The organism is Pseudidiomarina marina (assembly GCF_044807045.1).
GTDB lineage: Bacteria > Pseudomonadota > Gammaproteobacteria > Enterobacterales > Alteromonadaceae > Pseudidiomarina > Pseudidiomarina marina.
The window spans coordinates 323,780-346,613 of sequence record NZ_CP085233.1 but is presented as its reverse complement, the minus strand read 5'-3'; the positions used below and the strand labels follow the sequence as shown (position 1 = coordinate 346,613).

Genomic DNA, 22,834 nt, shown 5'->3' with positions numbered 1-22,834 from the left:
CCACTAGTCTTCGTTTACTGGAAATTGTCGATTTTTACCAAGCCCACCGCTAATAGTGAGTTGCATGGCATCTGCGGGTGACATATCGAGTTTTTCGACGCTTTCGCGCGGCACAATAAGCATATAACCACCGACGTTGTAACTCATTGGCAGGAATACGGCGATGTGGTCTTCATCGAGCATCGCTGAAAGTCGATCGTCTTTTTGTCCTGGTTTTTTCGTGACGATGCCAATTAATTTCACGTCGGCACCGGGCAGGGTGACAAGTACAACAGATTCATCTGAAAAACTTTTGCCTGACATTAAATCAAACACATCAGTAATGGTGCCGTACAAACTGCGTAGAACTGGCATACGATGCATGATGTTGCCCGGCAGCTCCCATAGCTTGTTAATGAAGTTCCAGCGAGCACTAAAGCCAATGATAATGGCAAGTACAATGAAGCTTAAAAACGCTAAACCAGGGAAGTAATATTTGGTGCCAAGAATTGTTTCCCAAATAGGACGCAACCATGACTCAATGGTCACTAAAAACCAATGAACCAGTGCGATTGTCACCACCAATGGGAGTAGAATGGTGAGACCTTTGAGTAAATACTGTATTCCACGTTTCATTTTGGTAATCTCAAGCAGAATGAAGGCATAGCTTAACGTCTTTTAGGGGGCATTATGAAGTTATTTGGCAGTTATACCTCACCATATGTGCGTCACTGCCGTATTGTGTTGACCCAGAACAATGACAAATTTGAATTTATTCCAACCGATTACACGCAAAGCGCGCAACAATCACCCACCCAACGTGTGCCGTTTTTACATGATGGCGCGGTGCAACTGACCGACTCAGCATCTATTTTGCGTTACCTACGCGAGCGTCATCAACAGCCATTTTGCGACGATGTTGCCGACTTCGACTTATTTTGTCTCGCAAATACGGCGCTTGATGCCACGGTGAATTTATTTTTACTCGAGCGTGATAATATAACTACCGAGAACAGCCCATATTTGCAGCGCCAAAAAGATCGAGTTCACTCCATCTTAACGGAGCTCGATCAGCGTGACTGGCCACAGCGAGAAACATACAGTGATGGGCAATTACGTCTCGCATGTTTTTTAAGTTGGGCACAATTTCGAGAGCGTATAAACGTTGCCGATTACCCAAGATTACAACAGTTTTTACTAGGCATGAATCATCAGCCTTGGTTTGCAAATACGCATCCAGCGCTGAGTTAAAAAATAATAACGAGGGGAGTTAAACCACACATGAAATATCTAGCAGCTGTGGCTGGCGTTGCATTACTAAGCGCCTGTTCGCCACAACAAGAATCACACACGGAGACTGCGGTGGATGCAAATATCAGCTATCCAATGACAGTGCGCGGTAATGTTACCGATGAGTACTTCGGTACCGTTGTCGCTGACCCATACCGCTGGTTAGAAGATGACCGTTCGGCTGAAACCGAAGCGTGGGTAAAAGCGCAAAACGAAGTAACCTTTGACTATCTGGAGCAGATTCCTTATCGCGACCAAATTAAAGACCGTTTAGCTGAGCTTTGGAACTACGAAAAAGTTGGCGCACCGTTTAAAGAAGGTAAATACACCTATTTCTATAAAAATGATGGTTTGCAAAACCAGTACGTGGTGTACCGCACTGATGAAGAAGGCAACACTGAAGTATTTTTAGATCCAAATACCTTTAGTGAAGATGGCACCACCTCATTGGCAACCTTGAGCTTTTCAAATGATGGTTCACTTGCTGCTTACGCTATTTCGGAAGGCGGAAGCGACTGGCGCAAAATTATTGTGATTGACGTTGAAACCAAAGAGCAACTTGAGCCGACATTGGTTGATGTGAAATTTAGCGGTATCTCTTGGTATGGCAACGAAGGTTTCTATTATTCAAGCTATGACAAGCCAGAAGGTAGTGAGTTGTCAGCGAAAACCGATCAACACAAGCTTTATTATCACAAGCTAGGTACTGACCAAGCCGATGACAAGGTTGTATTCGGCGGTACTGAAGCTGAGAAACATCGTTATGTTGGCGGCCAAGTTACCGACGATGACCGTTTTTTAGTGATCACCGCAGCAGTTTCAACTTCTGGTAACAAGTTATTTATTAAAGACTTAACGAATCCAGAAAGTGACATGGTCACAGTTCTTGACCACACTGATTCTGATACTTACGTATTGGATAATGTGGGTACCAAACTCTATTTGGTAACGGATTTGAATGCGCCGAACAAGCGCGTTGTAACGGTTGATGCAGCGAATCCTCAGCCTGAAAACTGGGAAGACTTCATTGCCGAAACTGAGCACGTGTTAAGCCCTTCAACAGGTGCTGGCTACATTTTTGCCGAGTATATGGTTGATGCAATTGCAAAGGTAGAACAATACAACTACGACGGCGAGCGTATTCGTGAAATTGAATTGCCAGGCGTTGGTAGTGTTGGCGGCTTCAGTGCGAAGCGTGAAGACGACGTGGTGTATTACACGTTTACCAACTACAACACCCCAGGTACCATTTATGCGTATGAGCCAGACGCTGGTGAATCTGAAGTATATGCTGAATCAAAAGCACAATTTGACAGCAACGCTTATGAATCGAAGCAGGTGTTCTACACGTCAAAAGATGGCACCGAAGTACCGATGATCATTACCTATAAAAAAGGTATGGAACTGGACGGAACCAACCCGACCATTTTGTACGGTTACGGTGGCTTTAATGTTAGCCTTACCCCAAGCTTTAGCATGACCAACGCAATGTGGCTTGAGTTAGGCGGGGTTTATGCAGTTGCTAACCTTCGCGGTGGTGGTGAGTACGGTAAAGATTGGCACAATGCTGGCACCAAAATGCAAAAGCAGAACGTGTTCGATGACTTTATTGCCGCGGCTGAATACCTCATTGAAGAAGGTTACACGTCAAATGGTAAACTTGCCGTACGCGGTGGCTCAAATGGTGGTTTGTTGGTTGGTGCGGTGATGACTCAACGTCCTGACTTAATGCAAGTGGCATTGCCTGCAGTGGGTGTACTCGATATGTTGCGTTACCACACCTTCACAGCTGGCGCTGGTTGGGCATACGACTACGGCACCGCTGAAGACAGCAAAGAAATGTTCGAGTACTTAAAAGGTTACTCACCAGTGCATAACGTTGAGTCGGGTGTGCATTATCCCGCAACGATGATTACCACGGGTGATCATGATGACCGTGTGGTTCCAGCACATTCATTTAAGTTCGCAGCTGAGCTTCAAGCGAAAGACTCGGGACCGAATCCACAGCTGATTCGCATTGAGACCAATGCAGGTCACGGTGCCGGTACCCCAGTATCGAAAACCATTGAGCAGTATGCTGATATCTATGGTTTCACCTTGTGGAATATGGGCATTAAAGAACTGAATTAATTGCTAAGAGAGGCAAAACCCCGAACGTCTAGCGGCGCTCGGGGTTTTTTATTAGGGTTTTGGTTGTTCTGGGCCGTGGAGAATTTCGACACTGATGGCATCTTGCTCAATGGCACCAGGTAAGTCGGTTTCAAGTAGCTTTTGCACTTCGGCGAAAGGCTTGTTGAGCGCCATGACACCCCACGCCTGATTGCGGCCGTGAACTTTACCGGCATAAAGAACCATATCGGCAAGCTGCAATGTTTCTTCCCAATCCATTTGATTCTCATGCAAATCAGCAAACGGGTAACTAATAAAGCCAGCCGTTGCAGTTATCCAGATTTCACGGTCACCGGACTGAATTGGGGTGGAACCAATCACGTCGAGCATGCGTTTTGCCATTGCTGGCAGTTTGCTTTGCTCGGTATTGGTTAAATAAATCAAGAATTCTTCACCACCCCATCGAACAACGAGATCAGACTCTCGAGAAACTTGCAGAAGGCGTTTTGAAACTTCAACGAGCACGTCATCGCCAGCGGCATGGCCAAGGTTATCGTTAATACGTTTAAAGTGATCAACATCGAGTAATAACATCGCGTCGTGACCAACTTTATGTGGCGTTCTTAGTTTATTCTGTAAAGCGCGTCGATTTAAAAGACCGGTTAACGGGTCGCGCACGGATTGCTCAGCTAGCTTACTGTTTGCCACTTTTAATTCCCGGTTACTACGCTGCGCGGCACGATATAACAGGACAACTAAAATCATCGCAAAAACAGCAACAACAACGAAAAGCGTTAAAATGGTGCGCTTTTGACTTTCATTTTCAATAAGCTGTTGGTTGAGTTCATTTTTTTGCGATAGCAGCTCGATCTGCATGGCTTTGTCTTTGCTATCATACAGATTCTGCAATTCAGCAATGCTCTTTTGCTGATCACCCTTGTATGCTTCTTCTCGCAATTCGCGCTGCTCTATCAATACATCGATTGCTTCGTCATGTAACCCAACATGAATAAGTGCGTCGGCATACTCGCCGAGTAGCTCTTCAAATTCAGATGGTGCCCACGCCTCGCGAGCAGCATCCACAATCTGACGCATTTCATTTAAACCCTGTTCGATCTCACCCAGGAAAACATCAACATAACCTAAATTAAATTGAATAATATCGGGTTTAAATTGTTGAGGGTTCAACTTAGCAACGGTGTAAGCTTCCTCTAATACGCGTCGAGCATCTTCGTAGCGGCCGATACGAATATCGACATCGCCCATATTATTGAGGACGGTGAGATAGCTCGCGACGTTATCGGGATTGTCTTTAAGTTGATCACGCAGGCGTGCGTAAATTCCTAACGCGCGGTCGAAGTTTTTACGATCGCTTTCAATATAGGCGCGCTGCAACATGATATCCGCACCCACTTGCTTCATGAGGTCGTTTTCGTTTGCTAACTTTTCCGCATCATCGAGTTGCTCGATAGCTAAGTCATAACTTTTTTGCTGTGTGTAGAGATTCGCAATTTGCAGCTTAGTGGAAACCAGTCGAATTAGGGTTCGCGAATCATCTGTTTCAGCGACAGCATCGGCCGCATAAATGAGGTGTTCAAGTGCGCGATCAAACTGACTACGTTGCTGATAAAGATAAGCCGCGAAATTATTTACAAAATACTTCACACGAGGTATTTGCGCACTTTCAAGCGGAATTAAGGCGTCATTGAGATTTGCCATGGCTTGCGAAATTTTACCCTGCATGGCCACAATTAAGAGTGCCGTTGCTTCAACTTCAGCTATCGCGTCAGGTAAACCGCTTCGCTCAGCAATGCGACGAACCTCCTCAATTTGTTCTAATGCTTTTTCTTGGTCGCCAAGGTATGCGTAATCAAGGGCAATATAACTGAGGGTACGAACACGCGTCATTACCGGTGTTTCAGCAGTAAGGTCGTCGCGAATTTCGGTTAACTGCTGGAGTGATGTTTCTGTATTGGCGGCATTAAGCACTGCATCGAGCCGATCTTCGATGGTTTGGTCTACAGCAGGAACAGTCGCTTCTTGGGCTGAAACGGTGGTAAACGACAGACCCAACAACAGTGCTATCAGAAACAAAAATTTAGGCATCCGCCCTCCAACTAGATGTTAACTTTGCCTAAAACATCGTCAGTTTGACACAAGTGGTCGGACGTGTGTGCCCAATTGCGGCGAATGGCGCGCTATGAACGTTCGTAAGATGGCATGTTAATCTTATGTGTTATACGCTCGATGATACCTCATTTTTTGAGCAAGTGTAACAACTTGTAACACTGATTTGTTGCGCATTTAGAAATGCGCCGTATAGTTAAATTTCCATCTCCTTCGGAATAACAACATGGCTTTAAAAAACCGTTTATATACAACTAGTTTAGTTCTTTCAGCGCTCTGGTTGGCTGCGTGTAGCCCAGCTTCACAAAATACTGCAACGAACGATACGACCGCACAACCACCGATAGCGGAACAACGCCCATATGTGGTTGAGTCACCACAAGGGAATCGTCAAGATCCATACTACTGGCTACGTGATGATAGTCGCACCGACGCTGATGTACTTGCGTATTTAGAAGCTGAAAACACGTACTACGATGCTTATCGTGCGGACTACACTGAACTGACAGACACGCTCGAAAGCGAGATTATTGGCCGTATTAAACAAGACGATACTTCGGTGCCCTACCAGAAAGGTGACTACCTGTATTCGGTGAAATACGAAGCCGGTAAAGAGTATCCAATTTACGTGCGTGCTGACCAAGAAGGCACCGAGCAAGTCGTGCTCGATGTGAACAAGCTGGCTGAAGGCCAAAGCTATATGAACGTTGGCAACTTGGCGGTTAGCCCAAATCAGCAATTGATGGCGTACATGGTCGATAACACCGGCCGTCGCCAGTATGAATTGCGTATTCGTGATTTAACAACGGGTGAAGATAACGCTCAGACTTTAACTGGCTTATCCGCTTCAATTGCGTGGGCGAAAGACAATGAAACATTATTCGTGATTGAAAATGATCCGCAAACCTTATTGTCTACTCGCGTAATGAAATATCGCATTGGTGAGCCGGCAGATACCGCTGAACTGGTTTATGAAGAGAAAGACAACACGTTCTACATGTGGGTGAACAACACCACGGACGGTGAGTACATTCAGATTAACTTGGATCAAACGGTTTCAACAGAAGTGCATGTATTGGATGCGGATGAGCCTGATGGCAAATTCCAAGTATTGGCGCCGCGAGAGCGCGATTTTCAGTATAGTGCTGATCACCTCGATGGTCGGTGGATTATCCGCACGGATTTAGATGCACCGAACTTTCAAGTCATGCAAGTTGCACATGAAGAAATTGGCGATAAGACAAAATGGCAGCCTCTAGTCGAGCATCGCGATGACGTATTCATTCAAGACTTCGCCGTGTTCAGTAATTACCTCGCCATTAACGAGCGTAGCGATGGCTTGCGTCGCATTCGCATCGTGCCTTGGGATGCACCAGACGAAGCGAAGTTTATTGCTTCCGACGAAGAAGCGTACGTCACCGTGTTTGAGCGTAACGTGCAACAAGATACCGACACCTTGCGTTATACCTACAGCTCATTAACCACACCGTCGACGGTATATGCTTACGATATGTCGACCGGTGAGCAAGAGCTATTAAAGCAAAACGAAGTACCAAACTTTGATGCAAGTCTTTATGAAACTGCACGCACTTGGGCAACCGCAGAAGACGGTACAAAAATTCCGGTGTCGCTGTTGTACAAAAAAGGCTTCAAGCAAGATGGTTCTGCGCCATTATATCAATACGCCTACGGCTCATACGGTAGTAGCTCTGACCCTTATTTCCGTTCCACCATTTTCAGCCTTGTCGACCGTGGCTTTGTTTACGCCATTGCTCACATTCGAGGTGGTCAAGAAATGGGTCGTCAATGGTATGAAGACGGTAAGCTTCTGAAGAAAATTAATACGTTTACCGACTACATTGACGTAACCAAGCACCTTGTTGCCGAAAAGTATGCACACCCAGACAAAGTTTTCGGCATGGGCGGCAGTGCGGGTGGCCTATTAATGGGCGCCGTGGCGAACATGGCACCGGAACACTATCGCGGCTTAATGGCCCATGTGCCGTTTGTTGATGTGGTAACCACCATGTTAGACGAGAGCATTCCGCTTACGACCAATGAGTTTGACGAGTGGGGTAATCCAAAAAATCAACCGTATTACGACTACATGCTGTCGTATTCACCGTATGACCAAGTGAAGAAGCAGGACTATCCGGCAATTTTGGTCACCACCGGATTACACGACTCGCAAGTTCAATACTTCGAACCAGCGAAGTGGGTTGCTAAATTGCGTACCCACAAAACCGACGCAAACCCGCTGATGTTCAAAACCAATATGAGTGCAGGGCATGGTGGTAGTAGCGGTCGGTTTGCGCGAATGAAGGAAATTGCAGAAGAATACGCCTTCATCCTAAATCTACTGCAAGAGCGCAATTAGCTATTAGATATTAGCTATTAGAAAAAACGCCGAAACGAAAAAGGCGAGCTTAGAATTTCCAAGCTCGCCTTTCTTATATCCAATATCTAATAACGAATATCGTCGTTGCTCTTTACCACTGGGCGTTGTGGTAGACGTTTTGAACGTCGTCACAATCATTCAGCATATCCAGCAACTTCTCCATCTGCGCAATATCTTCCTCACTTGTCAGGTCAGTCATCATTTGCGGCAGATACTGAACTTCGTCGACTTCAAACTCGATACCGTCGAAGGCGTCTTGTAACGCAACTTTCGCTTTATGTGATTCGGTGTGCGGTGTGAATACGGTAATAAAGCCTTCGTCTGTTTCAATGTCGGTCACATCAACATCGGCCATCATCAGGGTTTCAAGCGCCGCGTCTTCATCGTCGCCAGCGAATCGCAAGATAGCGCAGTGATCAAACATGTGGGAAACGCTACCCGGTGCGCCGAGCTTGCACTTGGTTTTGGTGAAGCAGTTACGTACTTCACCAATGGTGCGGTTCGGGTTATCTGTAAGTGCGTCAACCATAACCATACAATTGCCTGGACCAAAGCCTTCATACATGGCTGGCGAGTAATCTTCACCGGCACCGCCTTTGGCTTTATCAATCGCTTTTTCGATAACGTGTGCGGGAACTTGGTCCTTCTTGGCGTTATCAATCAAGCTACGTAACTGCAAGTTCGCATCGGGGTCGACTCCGCCTTGCTTTGCCACGACATAAATTTGACGACCGTACTTGCTGTAAACTTTGCTTTTTGCAGCGGCCGTTTTGGCTATCGAATCTTTTCGGTTTTGATACGCGCGACCCATAAATTGCTCTCAATCATGTTTGGTTATAAATGAAGTTGGCAATTTTATACCCAGTTACAGGTGATAATCCAGCTTAAACCAGAAAGTACGACCTGGTTCGTTGACCTGTGTGGTTTGTTCGAACCCGGCAACCATGGCACCGGCAGTGCTTAAGTGCTCGGCATAAAGCTTATCCAGTACGTTATCAACACCAAAGCTAATCCGCCAACTGTTCGAAATGCGCCAGTGGGCATTGAGTGCTAAAGTGCCAAAGCCCGCTGTTTCTTTGAAGTCATTGCCAACAATATTGCCCTGGCCAATGGCAACTCGGTGTTGATTATCAACCACGCGCCACAAGCCAGCAAATGTCCAATCGTGGTATTTGTATTCTGCGCCAAGCTTTAGTTCTAGCGGTGGCTGCTGTGCCAACGGGCGTTCATCAGTTAAATTGCTACCGTGAGTGTATGCAAAGCTTGCATCCAGTAACCAACTTGCTGACGGCCGGTAAGTGATCATGGCTTCACCGCCCCAGCTTTCGGCGTTAATTGCCCGAACCAAATCAGGGTTCATCATCATGCCGTTTTCAATCAGAATAAAATCATCGACGCGGTTATAGAAGCCACTGAGAATCCATTCAACTTCACTCTGGCGGTAGTGGTAACCCACGTCGAGCTGATGGGTAAGCTCCGAGCTAGTATGAAAAGAGCTGGCGCTCGTGGTGCTCATGTTTTGATTACCGATCAGCTCCCAGAAGTCAGGAAACCGCTCGGCACGACCAATACCGGCATACCACTGATGCGCGTCAACGGTATATTCATAGCGAACAAAGGCACTGATTAAGTCATCATCGCGACGTTCGTCCATGGTCGGATTCGGACGTGGTGCATGCATCATGCCTAAAAACTGGCGTTGATCTTGTGCCTTCCAATTATCTAAGCGCACGCCACCAAACAACTTGCTACGGACGGTTGGCGCAAAACTTGCTTCGGCAAACAGCCCGGTTTGCTCAATAACGGCATCGGCAAGGCGCGAACGTTCTTCATAAGGTTTAACTGGTTGATTCATAGTCATGCGTTCGCGATGACTATGATATTGGTGGTCGATACCAAGTTGAAGCTTCGACCAAAAATCGCTGTCAATAGTAGCCACCATGCGACCGCCGCGGGTATAGCGGTCTGGGTTTTTCACGCTTGGATTAGGCATTGCCATGGTTGGCGTAAAGGTTCGTAAACTGTAGTTATCCATTACATGGTCGACATAACCAAAGTACACTTGCGTATCGAGTTCGGCGAGCCAGCTCACAGGGTAACTTTCGCGCCAACGCAAACTGGCGCTGGTGCGGTCGAATAGCGCACCATCCATAGCACGGTCCGCGTAGGCGGCTTCTGCGCCGCTTTGGCCAAGGGTCAGCAAAACCACTGTATCATCATCCGGTGTCCAACCAACTTGCGTATCAACGCCCCAACGTTGATAAGCGCTATTCACTTCAACACCAGCACCATCTTCGTAGTTGTCGGCTTCACTGTAACTGGCGTTGAGGCGCCAAAAACCATTGTCATTGCCGGCGGTATAGTCGGCAGTGCCTTCGAGTCGCCCCCAAGAACCACCGACGACACTGACTTGCCCTGGGCTCTGGTTAGGCTCAAATTGATAGCTGGTGCGTTCAAATAACACTGTGCCTGCCGCAGGACCATACAGCACGGTTTGCGGCCCTTTAATGATGCGGATCTGATCATAGTTTTGTGGATTGATATAGGCTGTTGGCGGGTCCATACGACCAGAGCAGCCACCAAGTACCATTTGGTCATCGCTATTAATGGTTAAGCGTGAACCGGCCGCGCCCCGAAAAACTGGGTCGCCACTAGTTCCGCCTTTGCGAATCAGCGAAAAGCCAGGAATGGCCTTTAAATAGTCTCCGCCATCATGCGCAGGTAAAGGCTGCTGCGGCGCTTTCGGATCTTTTACCAATTCAGTTGAGCTTAACGGGCGAGCGCCGGTAACAACAATGCGCTCTAGTTCGGTTTGGTCAACGTCTTGTTGGCTGAGTAACAACATTAAGGAGAGTGTGGTGAGCATAACGGCATTCCTTGTAAATAGTGAATGCGCGAATTATCAACTGATTGATTTCAAAAAGGATGTGGCAAAGTGTCGCAGCTGGAATTCTTGTCAATCTGATGCATACTTAAGAGGTACTTAAGAAGGAGCTAAAACATTTGACCATACGGGATATTTTAACGGCATTCATATTACTGTTCATCACAATGCTCGCTAACAGCTTTATCTGGCTGAATGGCGCGGCAACCAACCCCTACGCCGTATTGATTCTAGTCCCGATGGCGGCTGCCATGTTGCTATTACCTTTTCGTTTAGCCTGGTTGGTCATTGTTGTAGGCGTGGTTGGTCAACTGATGCAACTGCAGGCGCCACTACCCACTCATCATCAGATGGATACCCACTATAGGGCAATGGTGTATGGTCAAATTTTCGCTGGCTTGCTCCTTGGGGTGACCTTACATATCTTGCGCGTGCGCATTGTGCGTCAGCAACAAGCCTTACGAGCCTTGCATCAGCGCCAACATCGCGACGAACAATTGGTAACTATTGGTACCGCTGCGGCGCAATTCAGTCATGAGGTTGCCACGCCCATCCAGACCATACAGTTTATGCTTGAAGATGTGCGGCAACGCTATCCAAACGATGAAGACTTGCAGCGAGCAGAGCAGCAAATTAAGCGTATTCACAACTTGCTATTAGATTGGCGGCAAGTGGCCGAAGATGTTCGGACTCACCGTGTACTTGAGCTGCAAGTAAACGAACTCGTTGAGCAGGTTCGCGATGCATTGCTGATTGCCCGTCCCGATATTCGTGTGCATTGGCATGACGATGAACAGCCTGGCTGTGTTATTCAAGCAGATCGAACATTAATCCCAGCCATTTTAAGCTTGTTGCACAACGCTGCCGATGCAGCGCCGCTCGATTCGAAAATCGACGTTAAAACGCAAGTTGTTGAGAACACTTGGCAGATGATTATTCGTAATGAGGGCGAGCCACTTGATGCTCCTCGAAAGCGTGGGTTAGGGCGAGAGCTGCTGCCAAGTAGCCGTGGTGTTGGCGCTGGCGCGATGTTGAGTTATGCAACCTTTGAGCGGTTCGGCGGTACTGTAAGTTGGCATGTTGAGTCGGGGCACACCGTGACTGAGATTTGTATGCCAGTGGAGGCTCGTCATGGCTGACACCGTGCTGATTATTGATGATGACATTAACCTGCTGCAGGCGCTGAGTAGTCGGCTGGAACGTGCGGGCTATCAAGTGGTGACAGCAGCGACGAAAGCCGAGCTCGATATGCAGCCTTGTGCGCAAGTCGATCATATTCTTTTAGATTTAAAGTTCGGTGAAACGAACGGTTTAGAGCTAATCAAACCATTGAAAATGCGGTTTAATCCTAAGAATCTAGTGATTTTAACTGGCTATGCGAGCCTTGCCACATCAGTAGCAGCGATTAAGGCTGGAGCGACCGATTATCTTGCCAAGCCAATACAAACGCAGGTTTTGCTGCAAACCCTGGCAACAGACGAGGAATTGCCGCCTGAGTTGAGTGACCAGCCACTGACCCCAGCCCAATTAGAGTGGGAACACATTCAACGTGTTATGCAAGAACACCAAGGTAATATTTCTGCCACCGCAAGGGCGCTCGGTATGCACCGCCGCACTTTGCAACGCAAATTAAGCAAGCATTCACCCCTAAAGCAGTGAGGTACCGATTATGAAACGAACAATCTTAGCATTAGCCGTTAGTTTATTGAGCACCACCGTGCTTGCCGATGATCGTCAAACGATTGAAAAGTCGCGTCAATTATCACAAGCATTGCAGCAACAACTTGGCGCTGAGCTAATGGCAGCTATGAAAGCACAAGGGCCTGTTCATGCCATTCAAGTTTGTAATGAAAAAGCACCTCAAATTGCTCAATCACTAAGTACTGAAAGTGTTATTGTTGCTCGTACTGCATTGCGTGTGAGAAACCCAAAAAACGCGCCAACCGGGGAACAAAAGGCCGTGATGAAGTACTTTGCTGAGCGACTAGCTAAAGAGCCAAGCCAAGTACCAGAAGTGCTTTACACCACAAGCAACGGTGAACAACAGTACATGCGTGCAATCGTTATGCAACCCCAGTGTGCCGCGTGCCATGGCAGCGCAGTTAATCCTGAGGTGAAACAGGCGGTGCTTGAGAACTATCCGAACGATGCGGCAACAGGTTTTGAAGTTGGTGATCTGCGCGGCTCGTTCGTCGTAACTTGGCTTGAGTAGTATCTGAACCAAACGGGTTTAACCCGCGTAAAAAGTAGTTTAGTATTTACTAAATTAATCAATTTTCTTGATGAGGTTGAGTGATGTCAGCAGTACAAGTGAAAGCATTTTTGGACGATGACAGCGAAACGTTTAGCTATGTGGTTTACCGTGAGGATGAACGAAAAGCCGTTGTTATTGATCCGGTCTTAGATTTTGACTACAAGTCGGGTCGTACGAGCACACGCGGCGCTCAACGCTTAGTTGATTTTGTCAAAGCTGAAAAATTGCAAGTAGAATGGGTGTTGGAAACGCATGCGCATGCCGATCACTTATCTGCAGCTCCGTTTGTGAAAGAGCAGGTTGGTGGCCAAATTGGCATTGGCGAGCACATCAAAGATGTGCAGAAAATTTTCAAAGATGTGTTTAACCTCGAAAAAGAATTCCTACCGAATGGTCATCAGTTTGATCATCTATTCAAGGATGGTGAAACGTTTAAAGTCGGCTCGATGACGTTTCGTGTCATGCATACTCCAGGGCATACCCCAGCAGATTTGTGTTACATCGTCGATGAAGAGAAAATTTTTGTGGGCGATACGTTATTTATGCCTGATGTTGGTACCGCGCGTTGCGATTTCCCTGGCGGAAGCGCAAGCACACTGTATCAATCGATTCAGAAAATTTTGGCATTACCTGAAACAACGGAAATTTATATTTGCCATGATTATCCGACACAAGGGCGCGAGCATGAGTTTAAGACTACCGTGGCGCAGCAACGTCAACACAGCAAGCACGTTCACGATGGCGTGACGGAAGCTGAATTTGTGAAAATGCGTGAGGAACGCGATGCGACCTTAGAGATGCCGCGGCTGATTTTGCCGTCAATTCAGGTTAATATTCGGGCGGGACACATGCCGCCAGCAGACGCAGACGGCAAAGTGTATTTAAAATTGCCGATTGACCAACTCTAAGCAAGCGTCAATCTCCACCGCAAAGGTGAGTTGTGACTCATATTAAACCGGCATTGTTTTGGCTTGTCGGCATTCTAACGTTGACGCCTTGGATCAGTGCGCCGGTTGCTTTAATTCTCGGCGCGCTGATGGCCCACTTCAGTGCCATTCCGCCGTATATTCAACCAAGTATATTGGTGAAAAAGCTACTCGCAATTGCGATTGTGGCGTTGGGCTTTGGTGTGCAACTCAATGTGGCTTGGCAGGTGACCAGTGATTATTTTGCATTGATGGTCACTAGCATTGTGGTGACTTTGCTGTTGGCGCTGGGGCTCGGTCGACTATTTAAAATGGACACCACCACGAGTCACCTGTTGGGTTCAGGCACGGCCATTTGTGGTGGTAGTGCGATTGCGGCAGTGGCCCCAGCCATTCATGCCAGAAACGATCAAATGGCTCTAGCGCTGGCCAGTGTATTTACTCTCAACGCTGTTGCCTTGTTAGTTTTCCCAATCATTGGCACCGCTTTGGGTCTCAACGAACAAACATTTGGTGTGTGGGCGGCCATTGCCATTCATGATACCAGTTCGGTGGTCGGCGCGGCACAAGCATACGGCGACCACGCATTACAAGTGGCGACAACGTTAAAACTGGCGCGAGCTCTTTGGATCATTCCATTGGCACTCATTTCGGCGCTTGTCTACCAGCGCATGACGAAAACCGAAGGACAACGCAACATCACTGTTCCGTGGTTCATTCCAGGCTATATCGCCGCCATGTTGTTTGCGTCATCGCTGCCGCAATTCGATACTCTATACGCTGCTACGTTTAGCGTTGGTAAGCAGTTACTGGTTTTCTGTTTGTATTTGGTGGGGGCGAGCATTACCGTCGAACGGCTTAAAGCAGCTGGCTGGCGTCCGCTGCTTTTGGCCGTTGTGTTATGGTTAGTTATTGCGACGCTATCGTTAGTGTGGCTTACAGTACTGACTGGCTGAGTACAAAAATAGCCATTAAAATCAGAAACACAGCAAATGCCTTTTGCAGTTTCTGTCGCGGTAAACGAGCGCCAATCCACGCACCCGCATAGCTTCCGACAATGCCGGCGATGGAAATAATCGCAATAATGACCCAATCGAATTCATAGCCTTGTGCACTAAGAGCCGCATAGTATTTGGCAAAGCCAACAAAGGATTTCAGCGCGATAATCATCAAACTGGTACCAATAGCGAGAATCATCGGTACGCCACCTAACAGTACCAACGCGGGCACAATTAAAAAGCCGCCGCCAACACCAACAAATCCGGTTATTGCTCCCACCACGAGACCGTCAATAATCACGCGAACAACTTTCACATCATTTGGTGTATCGGTCGTGCTGCGACCGCGCCACATCATCACCGAGGCAATAGCCATCAGCACAACGAATACTAAGAGCTGAATGCGGCTATCAACCGCCGCACCGCCCCATGCGCCAGCGTAGGCACCAATCATGCCCGGTATACCGAACAACCAAACGTGTGGCCATGAGACGATCTTCTTGCGAGCACTTAATAACCCGCCAAACAAACTGATGAATGCAACAATCAACAAAGACGATGCAATGGCGAGATTGGCAGGCATGTTCACAAGATAGAGTAAGACAGGAACCGTAAGGATAGAGCCACCCGATCCAAAAATGCCGAGGCTTAAGCCGATTAGTATCGCGCCAATAATCGCTTGAATCATGAAGCCTTCTCCTACTTGTTATGTCGACTATGAGACACTAAAAACAACAATCTTTCAATCGAGTGAGCCGATTACGAAAATCGACCATTGCAACTTGCGAAATATCATCATAGCACTTACTTTAGGAATATACGAAATAAGGAGGGTGTTATGAAAAACATGATTCGTTTTAGCCCATCAACTGGCTCTAACTCACCAGATGTCTGGGGTGTTTATGAAGCCGACACTGGTTCAATTCAATATGTTGTTGCTGATCCAGCAACGCGCAAAGCTGCTTTAATCGATGTGGTACAGAATTTTGATCCGCGCTCAGCGCGAACCGACTTTTCAAGCGCAAATCAGGTGCTTGAGTTAGTGAATGAAAACAATCTCGAAGTGCAATGGGTACTGGACACACATCCGCATGCTGACCATATGATGGCATCGTACTACTTGAAAGAGAAAACTGGCGCACCGAATGCCATCGGCGAAAAAGTTAACGAAATTGCGAAGCTTTGGAGCGACTACTATAACTTACCTAACCAATTTTCACCCCGTGATGACTTTGATTATCTCTTCAATGAAGGAGACACATTCAAAATCGGTGAACTCGATGTGCAAGTTTGGCTATCTCCGGGACACACTTTAGGCTCAATTACTTATATTGTTGGTGACGCAGCGTTTGTGCATGACACGTTCATGTATCCAGATAGCGGTACCTCGCGAGCAGATTTTCCTGGAGGCACGTCCAAAGATCTGTGGGCAACCTTGCAACGCATTTTGTCGTTACCAGAGAACACGCGCTTATTTGTCGGGCATGACTATGGCAAAGATGGTCGTGAGCCACAATGGGAAGCCACAGTCAAACAGCATAAGTTAGAAAATATTCATCTTGCAGGGAATGTAACCGAAGCGCAGTATCGTGAACAACGTGATGCGCGGGATGCCACGTTGGCTTTGCCAGACCGCATGTTACACGCGCTGCAAGTGAACTTACGCGCCGGTAAACTGCCTAAGCCAGAGGCTGACGGTGCATCGTACTTTAAAATACCAGCGAATAAGTTTTGATTGGTACTTAACAGAAAAGAGGAAATGAAAATGGGATTACGTATTGGCGATATCGCACCTAATTTTAAAATTGAAACCACCAAAGGTGAAATTGATTTTCATGAGTGGTCAAAAGGTTCTTGGGTATTCTTTTTTAGTCATCCTGCCGACTATACGCCGGTGTGTACCACAGAAATGGGACGTACATCGCAACTTGCAGGTGAGTTTGAGAAGCGTGGTGTGAAACCTTTGGGTCTTTCAACGGATACCGTTGAAGAACACTTAGGTTGGATTAACGACGTAAATGAAACACAAAACACCAACCTGCAGTTTCCAATTGTCGCAGACAAAGACAAGAAAGTAGCCGCGCTGTATGAAATGATTCATCCAGGCGAAAGTGAGACCGCGGCGGTGCGTTCGGTGTTTATCATTGATCCGAACCACAAAATTCGTCTAACCATGACCTACCCAATGAGCGTTGGTCGTAACTTCACCGAGATTCTACGTGTGATTGACGCATTGCAAACCGGCGACCAATTCGGCGTGGCGTGTCCGGCTGATTGGCAAGTGGGCGGTGATGTGATCATTCCACCTAGCGTATCGATGGAAGACGCAAAGAAAAAATTCCCACAAGGTTTTAAAACCGTGAAGCCTTATTTGCGTTACACTAGCGTAAACAAATAACCTTCAATTGATGAATGATTGCGACCGCCTACTCAACAAATTTTGATACGTTACTCCCCGCGCTTGAGGCATGGGTAACTGAAGCTGAACGCGAGGCGGCGCAAGCTTATCGACAAGAGCCACGTCAACAGCAATTTCTTGCTGGGCGTGGCTTATTACGTTGGCTTGTCTGCACTACTTGGCATTGTGCTGCTGGCGCTGTATCGATAACCCGCCAAGAAAACGGTGCGCCGTTACTCTCCGTTGGCGGTCAAACATGGCAGTGCTCGATTAGTCATACCAGGGGTGCCGTTTTAGTTGCCGCAAGCCCTGAATATGTGGTTGGTGTTGATGTTGAACGCATTAAACCTCGCAAGCGTTTAGCTGAACTTGTCGCGAATTACCAAGATGGTTTTTTTGCCGATTTGTCTGCTGAGCATTGGCAACGATTTTTTGAACGGTGGACTCTTGCTGAGGCGGTGACAAAGGCTGAGCAGGGGCTGCTGTTACAAACACTCAAACGACCAGTTGCGAACTACCAAACTGATGCGACACATGAACATCACGATGATTTTATGTTGTGTTGTTACACGCCGAAATTTACCGACTCAGTCAGTTTTCAACGCTTTCCCAGCTAAGCCTTCAATGGTAATCTTGCTTTCATAATCCTTTATACGATCTACCATTAACGAGAGCGCCATGACTCCAGAACAAGCAAAGCAATTGGTTGAAATGCAAATTGCGTTTAACCAAGTCATCGATCCGTCTTATCCGGAAAATCCGCAAGTAAAACGCGACGACGTGAAAGCAATATTGGTCGAACTCGGCGAGTATTTTGAGCATACAGCGTACAAATGGTGGAAGAAGCAATCAGCCGATTGGGCGCAAGCCAATATGGAGCTCATCGATATCCTGCATTTCGCCATATCTGATGCGGTCGAAAATGCCTGTGCGCGAGGCTTGAATCATGAACAGGCGGCAGAAGAAGTTGCTGCACTGGTTCTTCAAGGCGCCACTGGCGGGGCAACGATTAACGATGGTAAAGAAATCGTCGTCGCCCTTGCGAAAGATGGCGATGCGACCAAAGCGTTACAGTGCGGAAGTGCTTTTTTCGCGACGTTATTTGCCGCGCTCATTGATGCTTATGGTGATGCGAACACAGTTTACCTGACCTATATTGGTAAAAATGCCCTTAATAACTTACGTCAACAACGCGGATATAAGCAGGGTACTTACATTAAAATGTGGCAAGGTCGTGAAGATAACGAAGTGATGATGGAGTTGCTTGAGGCGCACGAAGAAGCAATTATTAATGCGCCTCAACCATTACAACAAGCTCAGCAGTTGCTTCTTAGTCACTATGACGAGCAAGTCGCTTAAGATGCTTTAACGAAGCGCAGCAACGTTTCATTGTTATTGCGCAATTGCAACGTGTTGCCATTGTCACCCACTTCGAAACCGGTCACTTGATCAAGCGCTTCAAATAGCGCTTGCTCGGCTGACATCTGTTCCTGCGAGCACATCATTTTCGTAGCGGCTAACGGATTAAAGCTGAGCCCCTCACCACTTAATTGAAAGTTACCTTGAAAACGATTGCAGCCACTGTAACCAAATACCGAATTGTCACTCATAAACTGAATGGTCGGCGGCTTATCGAGCTCACTAGCGTGTAACTGCCACGATGCCCCCGAAAGGAGTCGTTGTGGCTCACCCGCACAGCCACTGAACGATGTATCATCACGGGTTAATTTTGCTGTGTATGGATAAGGCATGCCGGACATGGAGTCGCGACAAATAGCGTCTGAAATTTGCAGTACTTCGTCAGTGCGTAGTTTTATTTCCCAAGTATTTCGAGAGGTATCGTTCAGTCGAGACGTTTCTATTTTCGGGTAATCACGATCCCCAGTAGGCTGACGTAGCGATGCGCTACCATTATTGACGTGCACAAGCCAGAAGGGCTCGTTGCCGCGCGCACTAAATTGTTGCGGAAGGCCTGCTTTGTCGATACACAGCGGATAAGGCTGCCCAGCGATGGTTAACTGTGCTTGTGAGCCTTTATTCCAAAACTCAAGCTCTTGTTGTTGGTTAACGTATAGCGCGCCAGATGCACTCGTTTTGGCATCGAGCGCAACACGTTGATCGCCAAACCGAAGTTCGACGTTTTGATTTGAAAAGGTTGCTTCTACGTCAAGTGCACCGCAACCGTACTCAACTGTGGTCGATTGCGGTGCGTTATCACAACCTGTTAAAACAATGATGCTACCAAGCGCTGATAATGCATAAATCAAACGCATCTTAGAATCCTTCACCTAACTGACGCCCATGTTATCTGTTATGACCGTGTTTCAAGTGAATGATTCCATTTTTTAATAATCGTCTTTTTTATCTCTATTCTTCCGTTTATCGTTCTCTTTCATGCGATCTTTCATTGCCTTCGCACGGTCTTTTTCAGACTTTTCCATTTGTTTATACGCTTCGCGCTCTTCCTTATGCATTTCGCGCATCATTTCCATCTCTTCTTTGTGCATTACACGCAGCGTTTTTTCTTCGTCCTTATGAATTTCACGCAAGAGCTTACTATCCTCTTTCATCATTTGAGCTTGGGTCTTGCGATCTCGTTTCATCATCTCCATTTCCGCCTTACGTTGTTCACGCATGGCTTCCATTTCTGCTAGGCGAGCTTCTCGATGTTGCTGATCCATCATTTTAGTTTGCTCGCGCATTTGCTCAGAATCTTGGCTTTGTTGTGCCATTGCTGATGAAGAAAGTACTGCCATTACAATAAAAACTGAAAGTTTAACGTAGTTCATAATCAATTCTCCGTAATTACAGGTCATCTGCACTGCTCGCTGAGTATAGTTCAACTTTCAAATAGCAAATTGAAGCTTTACCTTTTCTTGATAAGGCACAGATATTTTCTTTCCTTTGAGCGATCTATTGACTACTTTCTTTAGTAATAACTAAAAAACATCGGAGGCTTTATGGTCAACGTCGGAACACCGGATCGGATTATTCGAATTATCATTGGAATCGCACTGATTGCATGGAGCGTTTCTGCGGGAAATCTGTGGTGGATTCTTGGTGCAGTCGTACTTGCAACGGGTATCTTTCGTTTTTGTGGATTGTACAAAGTATTGGGTATCAATACCTGTTCAGTAAAATAAGCTGTTTCAAGGAGAAAGTAGTTCCATGTTAAATATGGATTTCTCACAACGAATTGTGATTCGAAGCGCTGAGTTCGATTGGGTCAAAAGCCCAGCTGGAGGTGTATTGCGCAAGCCACTTGAACGCGAAGAAGCAGAACGTGGCCGCGCAACCAGTATTGTAAAGTATGAGCCCGGCGCTTCCTTTCAAACCCATCAACATCCGTTGGGCGAAGAGATTTTTGTACTCGATGGCGTCTTCTCCGATGAGCATGGCGACTACCCAGCCGGTACCTATATTCGCAACCCTCCGGGCTCATCGCATGCCCCATTTAGTGAGCAAGGTTGTACATTATTCGTCAAGCTCCACCAATTTTCTGATACTGACCGTAATGTGGTGCGTATTGATACCAAAAATACGCCTTGGCTACCTGGGCAGGGAAATTTAGAGGTGATACCACTACATAGTCATGAAACTGAACATTGCGCGTTGGTGAAATGGCCAGCCGGCGAAGTATTCAAACCACATCGGCATTTCGGCGGAGAGGAAATCTTGGTGCTAAGCGGCGAGTTTATTGATGAGAACGGGCGCTACCCAACTGGAACATGGATACGCAGCCCACACCTAAGTATGCATACGCCATTCGTTGAGCAGGAAACAATCATCTACGTAAAAACCGGTCACTTACCGTTATCACCAACCTAAAATGCGCGGCCAAATTTCGCGTTGATGTTGCGTGGTTTCCACCACGTAATGTTGGTGCATGGCTGCAGTCGCACACGCGTGGTTTGGCAATACACGTAGCTGGGTACCAATGGGGAAGTCTTGCACGGTGAGACTATCTGGTAGCGCAATAACCCCATGTTCTTGATTAACTTTGGTGACGCAAACATTGTCTAGCGGAACGCCGTTGCTGTCGCAGACAAGGCCGTAACCAAAATCTTGGTTTTGCGATGCCGTGCCACGGTCGCGTGACAGAGCCATCCAACCGGCATCGACCAATACCCAGTTTTTTTCTGCGTTATGGCCAATGATCGTCGTTACAACCGACATGGCGATATCGCTGAGAGTGCAGACGCCGAGGTTATACATAACCAAATCAAATGTGGTATACACCCCAGCGCGAACTTCGGTGATGTTGCTTAGATCTTCGGCAAAATGCGCTGTTGGTGTCGAACCGACGCTGAGAATCGGGCAATCAATGCCAAGCTCACGAGTTTGTTCTGCTGCTAGACGAATTGCCGCGCATTCTTGTGCTGCGGCTTGCGCAATCTCTGCCGTTGTTGTTGCAGCATACGAGCCGCCCGAATGCGACATAACACCGGTAACAATCATGCCATTATCGTGAAGTAATTGGGCTATACGACCGATGAGTGCGCTGTGCGGAGGCAACCCACCGCGATGGTCGTCGCAATCAATTTCAATGAACACAGAAAATGAAACACCATGGTTTCGACCATAATCGACGACCGCTTCGGCTTGCGTAATGCTATCAAGCAATATATGTAACTGAACGCCACGTTCAAGCAGCGCTCGAACTCGGCTGAGTTTATTCGCACTGATACCTACGGCGTATAGCAAGTTGCTATAACCCGCATCGGCAAAAGCCTCGGCTTCTGCTAAGGTCGATACCGTTGCCGGTGAGGATAAATCTGGTAATAAATAGCCCGCTGCATCTATCGAGCGTAAGGTTTTGAGATGCGGCCGTAGCTGACACCCAAGCGCCGAAATATGTTGTTGTAATCGCTCAACATTACGAAGGAAACGTTGCTGGTCGATCAATAAAAAAGGCGTTTGTTCAGTTTCAAGCCACGGCACAACATCAGTCATGGATACAACCTATAGGTAATCAAAATTGGTTACGAAGATAACTCCGATGTACAAGCAGGGCAGCGTTTTGCCGCTAACGGAATGCTTGTTGCACAAAATTCACAGGTTTTTGTAGTGACCGGCGCAGCCTCTTCTTTCGTGCGTAGTGTGTTCATGCCTTTCACAAGGAAGAACACAGCAAATGCTACTATCAAAAAGCTAATGGTGTTGGTAATAAATAAACCATAATTTATTGTTACCGCACCGGCAGCTTGGGCATCAGCAAGCGCCACGTAAGGGCCCGCATTCTCGACACCTTCGCGTAAGACAACAAACATATCGGTGAAGTCGACACCACCGAGCAACAAGCCAATCGGTGGCATAATAATGTCTGAAACAAAGCTTTTCACAATTGTACTAAAAGCTCCGCCAATAATAATACCTACAGCCATATCGACAACATTACCTTTCATGGCAAATTTTTTGAATTCATTCAACATAAGCGTCATCTCACTGTAAATAGCCGTAACCCATTGTTG

The 22,834-nt window shown here is 47.0% G+C and carries 23 protein-coding genes; 14 read left to right on the top strand and 9 right to left on the bottom strand.

Annotation, left to right across the window (positions count from 1 at the left end; genetic code table 11):
* Positions 1 to 3: 3 nt before the first annotated feature.
* Entirely contained in the window at positions 4 to 615 is a 612-nt protein-coding gene (locus LG272_RS01640) for a DUF502 domain-containing protein (protein ID WP_126759753.1), read from the bottom strand.
* Positions 616 to 669: 54 nt separating this feature from the next.
* Here LG272_RS01640 and LG272_RS01635 point away from each other — a divergent pair, with 54 nt between their 5' ends.
* Together LG272_RS01635 and LG272_RS01630 are read left to right on the top strand one after the other, a co-directional pair.
* Positions 670 to 1,230, top strand: a complete 561-nt coding sequence (locus LG272_RS01635; RefSeq protein WP_404409217.1) for a glutathione S-transferase family protein — start codon at positions 670 to 672, stop codon at positions 1,228 to 1,230.
* 30 nt (positions 1,231 to 1,260) lie between these two features.
* Positions 1,261 to 3,399 (top strand): prolyl oligopeptidase family protein, encoded by a 2,139-nt coding sequence (locus LG272_RS01630; RefSeq protein WP_404409215.1) that lies wholly within the window; start codon positions 1,261 to 1,263, stop codon positions 3,397 to 3,399.
* Between the two features lie 51 nt (positions 3,400 to 3,450).
* Here LG272_RS01630 and LG272_RS01625 read toward each other — a convergent pair whose 3' ends face one another.
* Positions 3,451 to 5,484 (bottom strand): diguanylate cyclase domain-containing protein, encoded by a 2,034-nt coding sequence (locus tag LG272_RS01625; protein ID WP_404409213.1) that lies wholly within the window; start codon positions 5,482 to 5,484, stop codon positions 3,451 to 3,453.
* Positions 5,485 to 5,731: 247 nt separating this feature from the next.
* Between LG272_RS01625 and LG272_RS01620 the strand changes: the two genes are divergently transcribed.
* Positions 5,732 to 7,882, top strand: coding sequence for a S9 family peptidase (locus LG272_RS01620; protein WP_404409211.1), 2,151 nt, complete (start codon positions 5,732 to 5,734; stop codon positions 7,880 to 7,882).
* Between the two features lie 112 nt (positions 7,883 to 7,994).
* Here the strand turns inward: LG272_RS01620 and LG272_RS01615 are convergent, their stop codons facing one another.
* Together LG272_RS01615 and LG272_RS01610 are read right to left on the bottom strand one after the other, a co-directional pair.
* Positions 7,995 to 8,714, bottom strand: a complete 720-nt coding sequence (locus tag LG272_RS01615; protein ID WP_404409209.1) for a YebC/PmpR family DNA-binding transcriptional regulator — start codon at positions 8,712 to 8,714, stop codon at positions 7,995 to 7,997.
* Positions 8,715 to 8,768: 54 nt separating this feature from the next.
* Positions 8,769 to 10,769: a TonB-dependent copper receptor gene (locus LG272_RS01610; protein WP_404409207.1), complete on the bottom strand. Its 2,001-nt coding sequence runs from the start codon at positions 10,767 to 10,769 to the stop codon at positions 8,769 to 8,771.
* 137 nt (positions 10,770 to 10,906) lie between these two features.
* On the opposite strand from LG272_RS01610, the gene LG272_RS01605 reads away from it, so the two are divergent.
* The 5 genes from LG272_RS01605 to LG272_RS01585 all read left to right on the top strand — a co-directional run bounded on the left by LG272_RS01605 (position 10,907) and on the right by LG272_RS01585 (position 14,923).
* Complete coding sequence (locus LG272_RS01605) at positions 10,907 to 11,926, top strand: sensor histidine kinase (protein WP_404409205.1); 1,020 nt, start codon at positions 10,907 to 10,909, stop codon at positions 11,924 to 11,926.
* A complete protein-coding gene (locus LG272_RS01600; protein ID WP_404409203.1) occupies positions 11,919 to 12,446 on the top strand; it encodes a response regulator transcription factor in 528 nt (175 codons plus the stop codon). Before LG272_RS01605 ends, LG272_RS01600 begins: the two co-directional genes overlap by 8 nt.
* A 10-nt stretch (positions 12,447 to 12,456) precedes the next feature.
* Complete coding sequence (locus tag LG272_RS01595; RefSeq protein WP_404409201.1) at positions 12,457 to 12,999, top strand: DUF3365 domain-containing protein; 543 nt, start codon at positions 12,457 to 12,459, stop codon at positions 12,997 to 12,999.
* An 83-nt stretch (positions 13,000 to 13,082) separates the two neighbouring features.
* Entirely contained in the window at positions 13,083 to 13,949 is an 867-nt protein-coding gene (locus LG272_RS01590; RefSeq protein WP_126759745.1) for an MBL fold metallo-hydrolase, read from the top strand.
* Between the two features lie 32 nt (positions 13,950 to 13,981).
* On the top strand, positions 13,982 to 14,923 hold the full coding sequence (locus tag LG272_RS01585; RefSeq protein WP_404409198.1) for a YeiH family protein: 942 nt from the start codon (positions 13,982 to 13,984) through the stop codon (positions 14,921 to 14,923).
* Here the strand turns inward: LG272_RS01585 and LG272_RS01580 are convergent.
* Positions 14,904 to 15,653 carry a sulfite exporter TauE/SafE family protein gene (locus LG272_RS01580; RefSeq protein ID WP_233340165.1) on the bottom strand — a complete coding sequence of 250 codons (750 nt, stop codon included), beginning with the start codon at positions 15,651 to 15,653 and terminating at the stop codon, positions 14,904 to 14,906. The two genes, LG272_RS01585 and LG272_RS01580, sit on opposite strands and share 20 nt — an antisense overlap.
* Positions 15,654 to 15,803: 150 nt before the next feature.
* On the opposite strand from LG272_RS01580, the gene LG272_RS01575 reads away from it, so the two are divergent.
* The 4 genes from LG272_RS01575 (at position 15,804) to LG272_RS01560 (ending at position 18,722) form a co-directional block, all read left to right on the top strand.
* Complete coding sequence (locus LG272_RS01575) at positions 15,804 to 16,700, top strand: MBL fold metallo-hydrolase (protein WP_404409196.1); 897 nt, start codon at positions 15,804 to 15,806, stop codon at positions 16,698 to 16,700.
* Between the two features lie 30 nt (positions 16,701 to 16,730).
* Positions 16,731 to 17,363, top strand: a complete 633-nt coding sequence (locus tag LG272_RS01570; RefSeq protein ID WP_126759743.1) for a peroxiredoxin — start codon at positions 16,731 to 16,733, stop codon at positions 17,361 to 17,363.
* A 14-nt stretch (positions 17,364 to 17,377) separates the two neighbouring features.
* On the top strand, positions 17,378 to 17,980 hold the full coding sequence (locus tag LG272_RS01565) for a 4'-phosphopantetheinyl transferase family protein (protein WP_404409194.1): 603 nt from the start codon (positions 17,378 to 17,380) through the stop codon (positions 17,978 to 17,980).
* 61 nt (positions 17,981 to 18,041) lie between these two features.
* Positions 18,042 to 18,722 carry a dUTP diphosphatase gene (locus tag LG272_RS01560; protein ID WP_126759741.1) on the top strand — a complete coding sequence of 227 codons (681 nt, stop codon included), beginning with the start codon at positions 18,042 to 18,044 and terminating at the stop codon, positions 18,720 to 18,722.
* Here the strand turns inward: LG272_RS01560 and LG272_RS01555 are convergent.
* Together LG272_RS01555 and LG272_RS01550 are read right to left on the bottom strand one after the other, a co-directional pair.
* The gene (locus LG272_RS01555; protein ID WP_404409192.1) at positions 18,719 to 19,636 is read right to left on the bottom strand and encodes an META domain-containing protein; all 918 of its coding nucleotides are present in this window, start codon (positions 19,634 to 19,636) and stop codon (positions 18,719 to 18,721) included. The two genes, LG272_RS01560 and LG272_RS01555, sit on opposite strands and share 4 nt — an antisense overlap.
* A 72-nt stretch (positions 19,637 to 19,708) precedes the next feature.
* The gene (locus tag LG272_RS01550) at positions 19,709 to 20,152 is read right to left on the bottom strand and encodes a hypothetical protein (protein ID WP_404409190.1); all 444 of its coding nucleotides are present in this window, start codon (positions 20,150 to 20,152) and stop codon (positions 19,709 to 19,711) included.
* Between the two features lie 171 nt (positions 20,153 to 20,323).
* Between LG272_RS01550 and LG272_RS01545 the strand changes: the two genes are divergently transcribed.
* Complete coding sequence (locus LG272_RS01545; protein ID WP_126759738.1) at positions 20,324 to 20,506, top strand: DUF2892 domain-containing protein; 183 nt, start codon at positions 20,324 to 20,326, stop codon at positions 20,504 to 20,506.
* A gap of 25 nt (positions 20,507 to 20,531) precedes the next feature.
* Complete coding sequence (locus LG272_RS01540) at positions 20,532 to 21,191, top strand: cupin domain-containing protein (protein ID WP_404409188.1); 660 nt, start codon at positions 20,532 to 20,534, stop codon at positions 21,189 to 21,191.
* On the opposite strand, the gene LG272_RS01535 is transcribed toward LG272_RS01540, so the two are convergent.
* Both LG272_RS01535 and mscL read right to left on the bottom strand, forming a co-directional pair.
* Positions 21,180 to 22,316, bottom strand: a complete 1,137-nt coding sequence (locus tag LG272_RS01535) for a DSD1 family PLP-dependent enzyme (RefSeq protein ID WP_404409186.1) — start codon at positions 22,314 to 22,316, stop codon at positions 21,180 to 21,182. The genes LG272_RS01540 and LG272_RS01535 overlap by 12 nt on opposite strands.
* 29 nt (positions 22,317 to 22,345) lie before the next feature.
* Positions 22,346 to 22,795 (bottom strand): large-conductance mechanosensitive channel protein MscL, encoded by a 450-nt coding sequence (gene mscL, locus LG272_RS01530; RefSeq protein WP_126759735.1) that lies wholly within the window; start codon positions 22,793 to 22,795, stop codon positions 22,346 to 22,348.
* Between the last annotated feature and the right edge of the window lie 39 nt (positions 22,796 to 22,834).

Bases quoted from the DNA above. Each gene is read 5' to 3' on its own strand.
- LG272_RS01560 (WP_126759741.1), top strand. From the start codon at position 18,042: ATGACTCCAGAACAAGCAAAGCAATTGGTTGAAATGCAAATTGCGTTT.
- LG272_RS01635 (WP_404409217.1), top strand. From the start codon at position 670: ATGAAGTTATTTGGCAGTTATACCTCACCATATGTGCGTCACTGCCGT.
- LG272_RS01600 (WP_404409203.1), top strand. From the start codon at position 11,919: ATGGCTGACACCGTGCTGATTATTGATGATGACATTAACCTGCTGCAG.
- LG272_RS01545 (WP_126759738.1), top strand. From the start codon at position 20,324: ATGGTCAACGTCGGAACACCGGATCGGATTATTCGAATTATCATTGGA.
- mscL (WP_126759735.1), bottom strand. From the start codon at position 22,795: ATGTTGAATGAATTCAAAAAATTTGCCATGAAAGGTAATGTTGTCGAT.
- LG272_RS01550 (WP_404409190.1), bottom strand. From the start codon at position 20,152: ATGAACTACGTTAAACTTTCAGTTTTTATTGTAATGGCAGTACTTTCT.
- LG272_RS01565 (WP_404409194.1), top strand. From the start codon at position 17,378: ATGATTGCGACCGCCTACTCAACAAATTTTGATACGTTACTCCCCGCG.
- LG272_RS01590 (WP_126759745.1), top strand. From the start codon at position 13,083: ATGTCAGCAGTACAAGTGAAAGCATTTTTGGACGATGACAGCGAAACG.
- LG272_RS01625 (WP_404409213.1), bottom strand. From the start codon at position 5,484: ATGCCTAAATTTTTGTTTCTGATAGCACTGTTGTTGGGTCTGTCGTTT.
- LG272_RS01615 (WP_404409209.1), bottom strand. From the start codon at position 8,714: ATGGGTCGCGCGTATCAAAACCGAAAAGATTCGATAGCCAAAACGGCC.
- LG272_RS01555 (WP_404409192.1), bottom strand. From the start codon at position 19,636: ATGCGTTTGATTTATGCATTATCAGCGCTTGGTAGCATCATTGTTTTA.
- LG272_RS01610 (WP_404409207.1), bottom strand. From the start codon at position 10,769: ATGCTCACCACACTCTCCTTAATGTTGTTACTCAGCCAACAAGACGTT.
- LG272_RS01595 (WP_404409201.1), top strand. From the start codon at position 12,457: ATGAAACGAACAATCTTAGCATTAGCCGTTAGTTTATTGAGCACCACC.
- LG272_RS01640 (WP_126759753.1), bottom strand. From the start codon at position 615: ATGAAACGTGGAATACAGTATTTACTCAAAGGTCTCACCATTCTACTC.
- LG272_RS01580 (WP_233340165.1), bottom strand. From the start codon at position 15,653: ATGATTCAAGCGATTATTGGCGCGATACTAATCGGCTTAAGCCTCGGC.
- LG272_RS01540 (WP_404409188.1), top strand. From the start codon at position 20,532: ATGTTAAATATGGATTTCTCACAACGAATTGTGATTCGAAGCGCTGAG.
- LG272_RS01575 (WP_404409196.1), top strand. From the start codon at position 15,804: ATGAAAAACATGATTCGTTTTAGCCCATCAACTGGCTCTAACTCACCA.
- LG272_RS01630 (WP_404409215.1), top strand. From the start codon at position 1,261: ATGAAATATCTAGCAGCTGTGGCTGGCGTTGCATTACTAAGCGCCTGT.
- LG272_RS01570 (WP_126759743.1), top strand. From the start codon at position 16,731: ATGGGATTACGTATTGGCGATATCGCACCTAATTTTAAAATTGAAACC.
- LG272_RS01620 (WP_404409211.1), top strand. From the start codon at position 5,732: ATGGCTTTAAAAAACCGTTTATATACAACTAGTTTAGTTCTTTCAGCG.
- LG272_RS01535 (WP_404409186.1), bottom strand. From the start codon at position 22,316: ATGACTGATGTTGTGCCGTGGCTTGAAACTGAACAAACGCCTTTTTTA.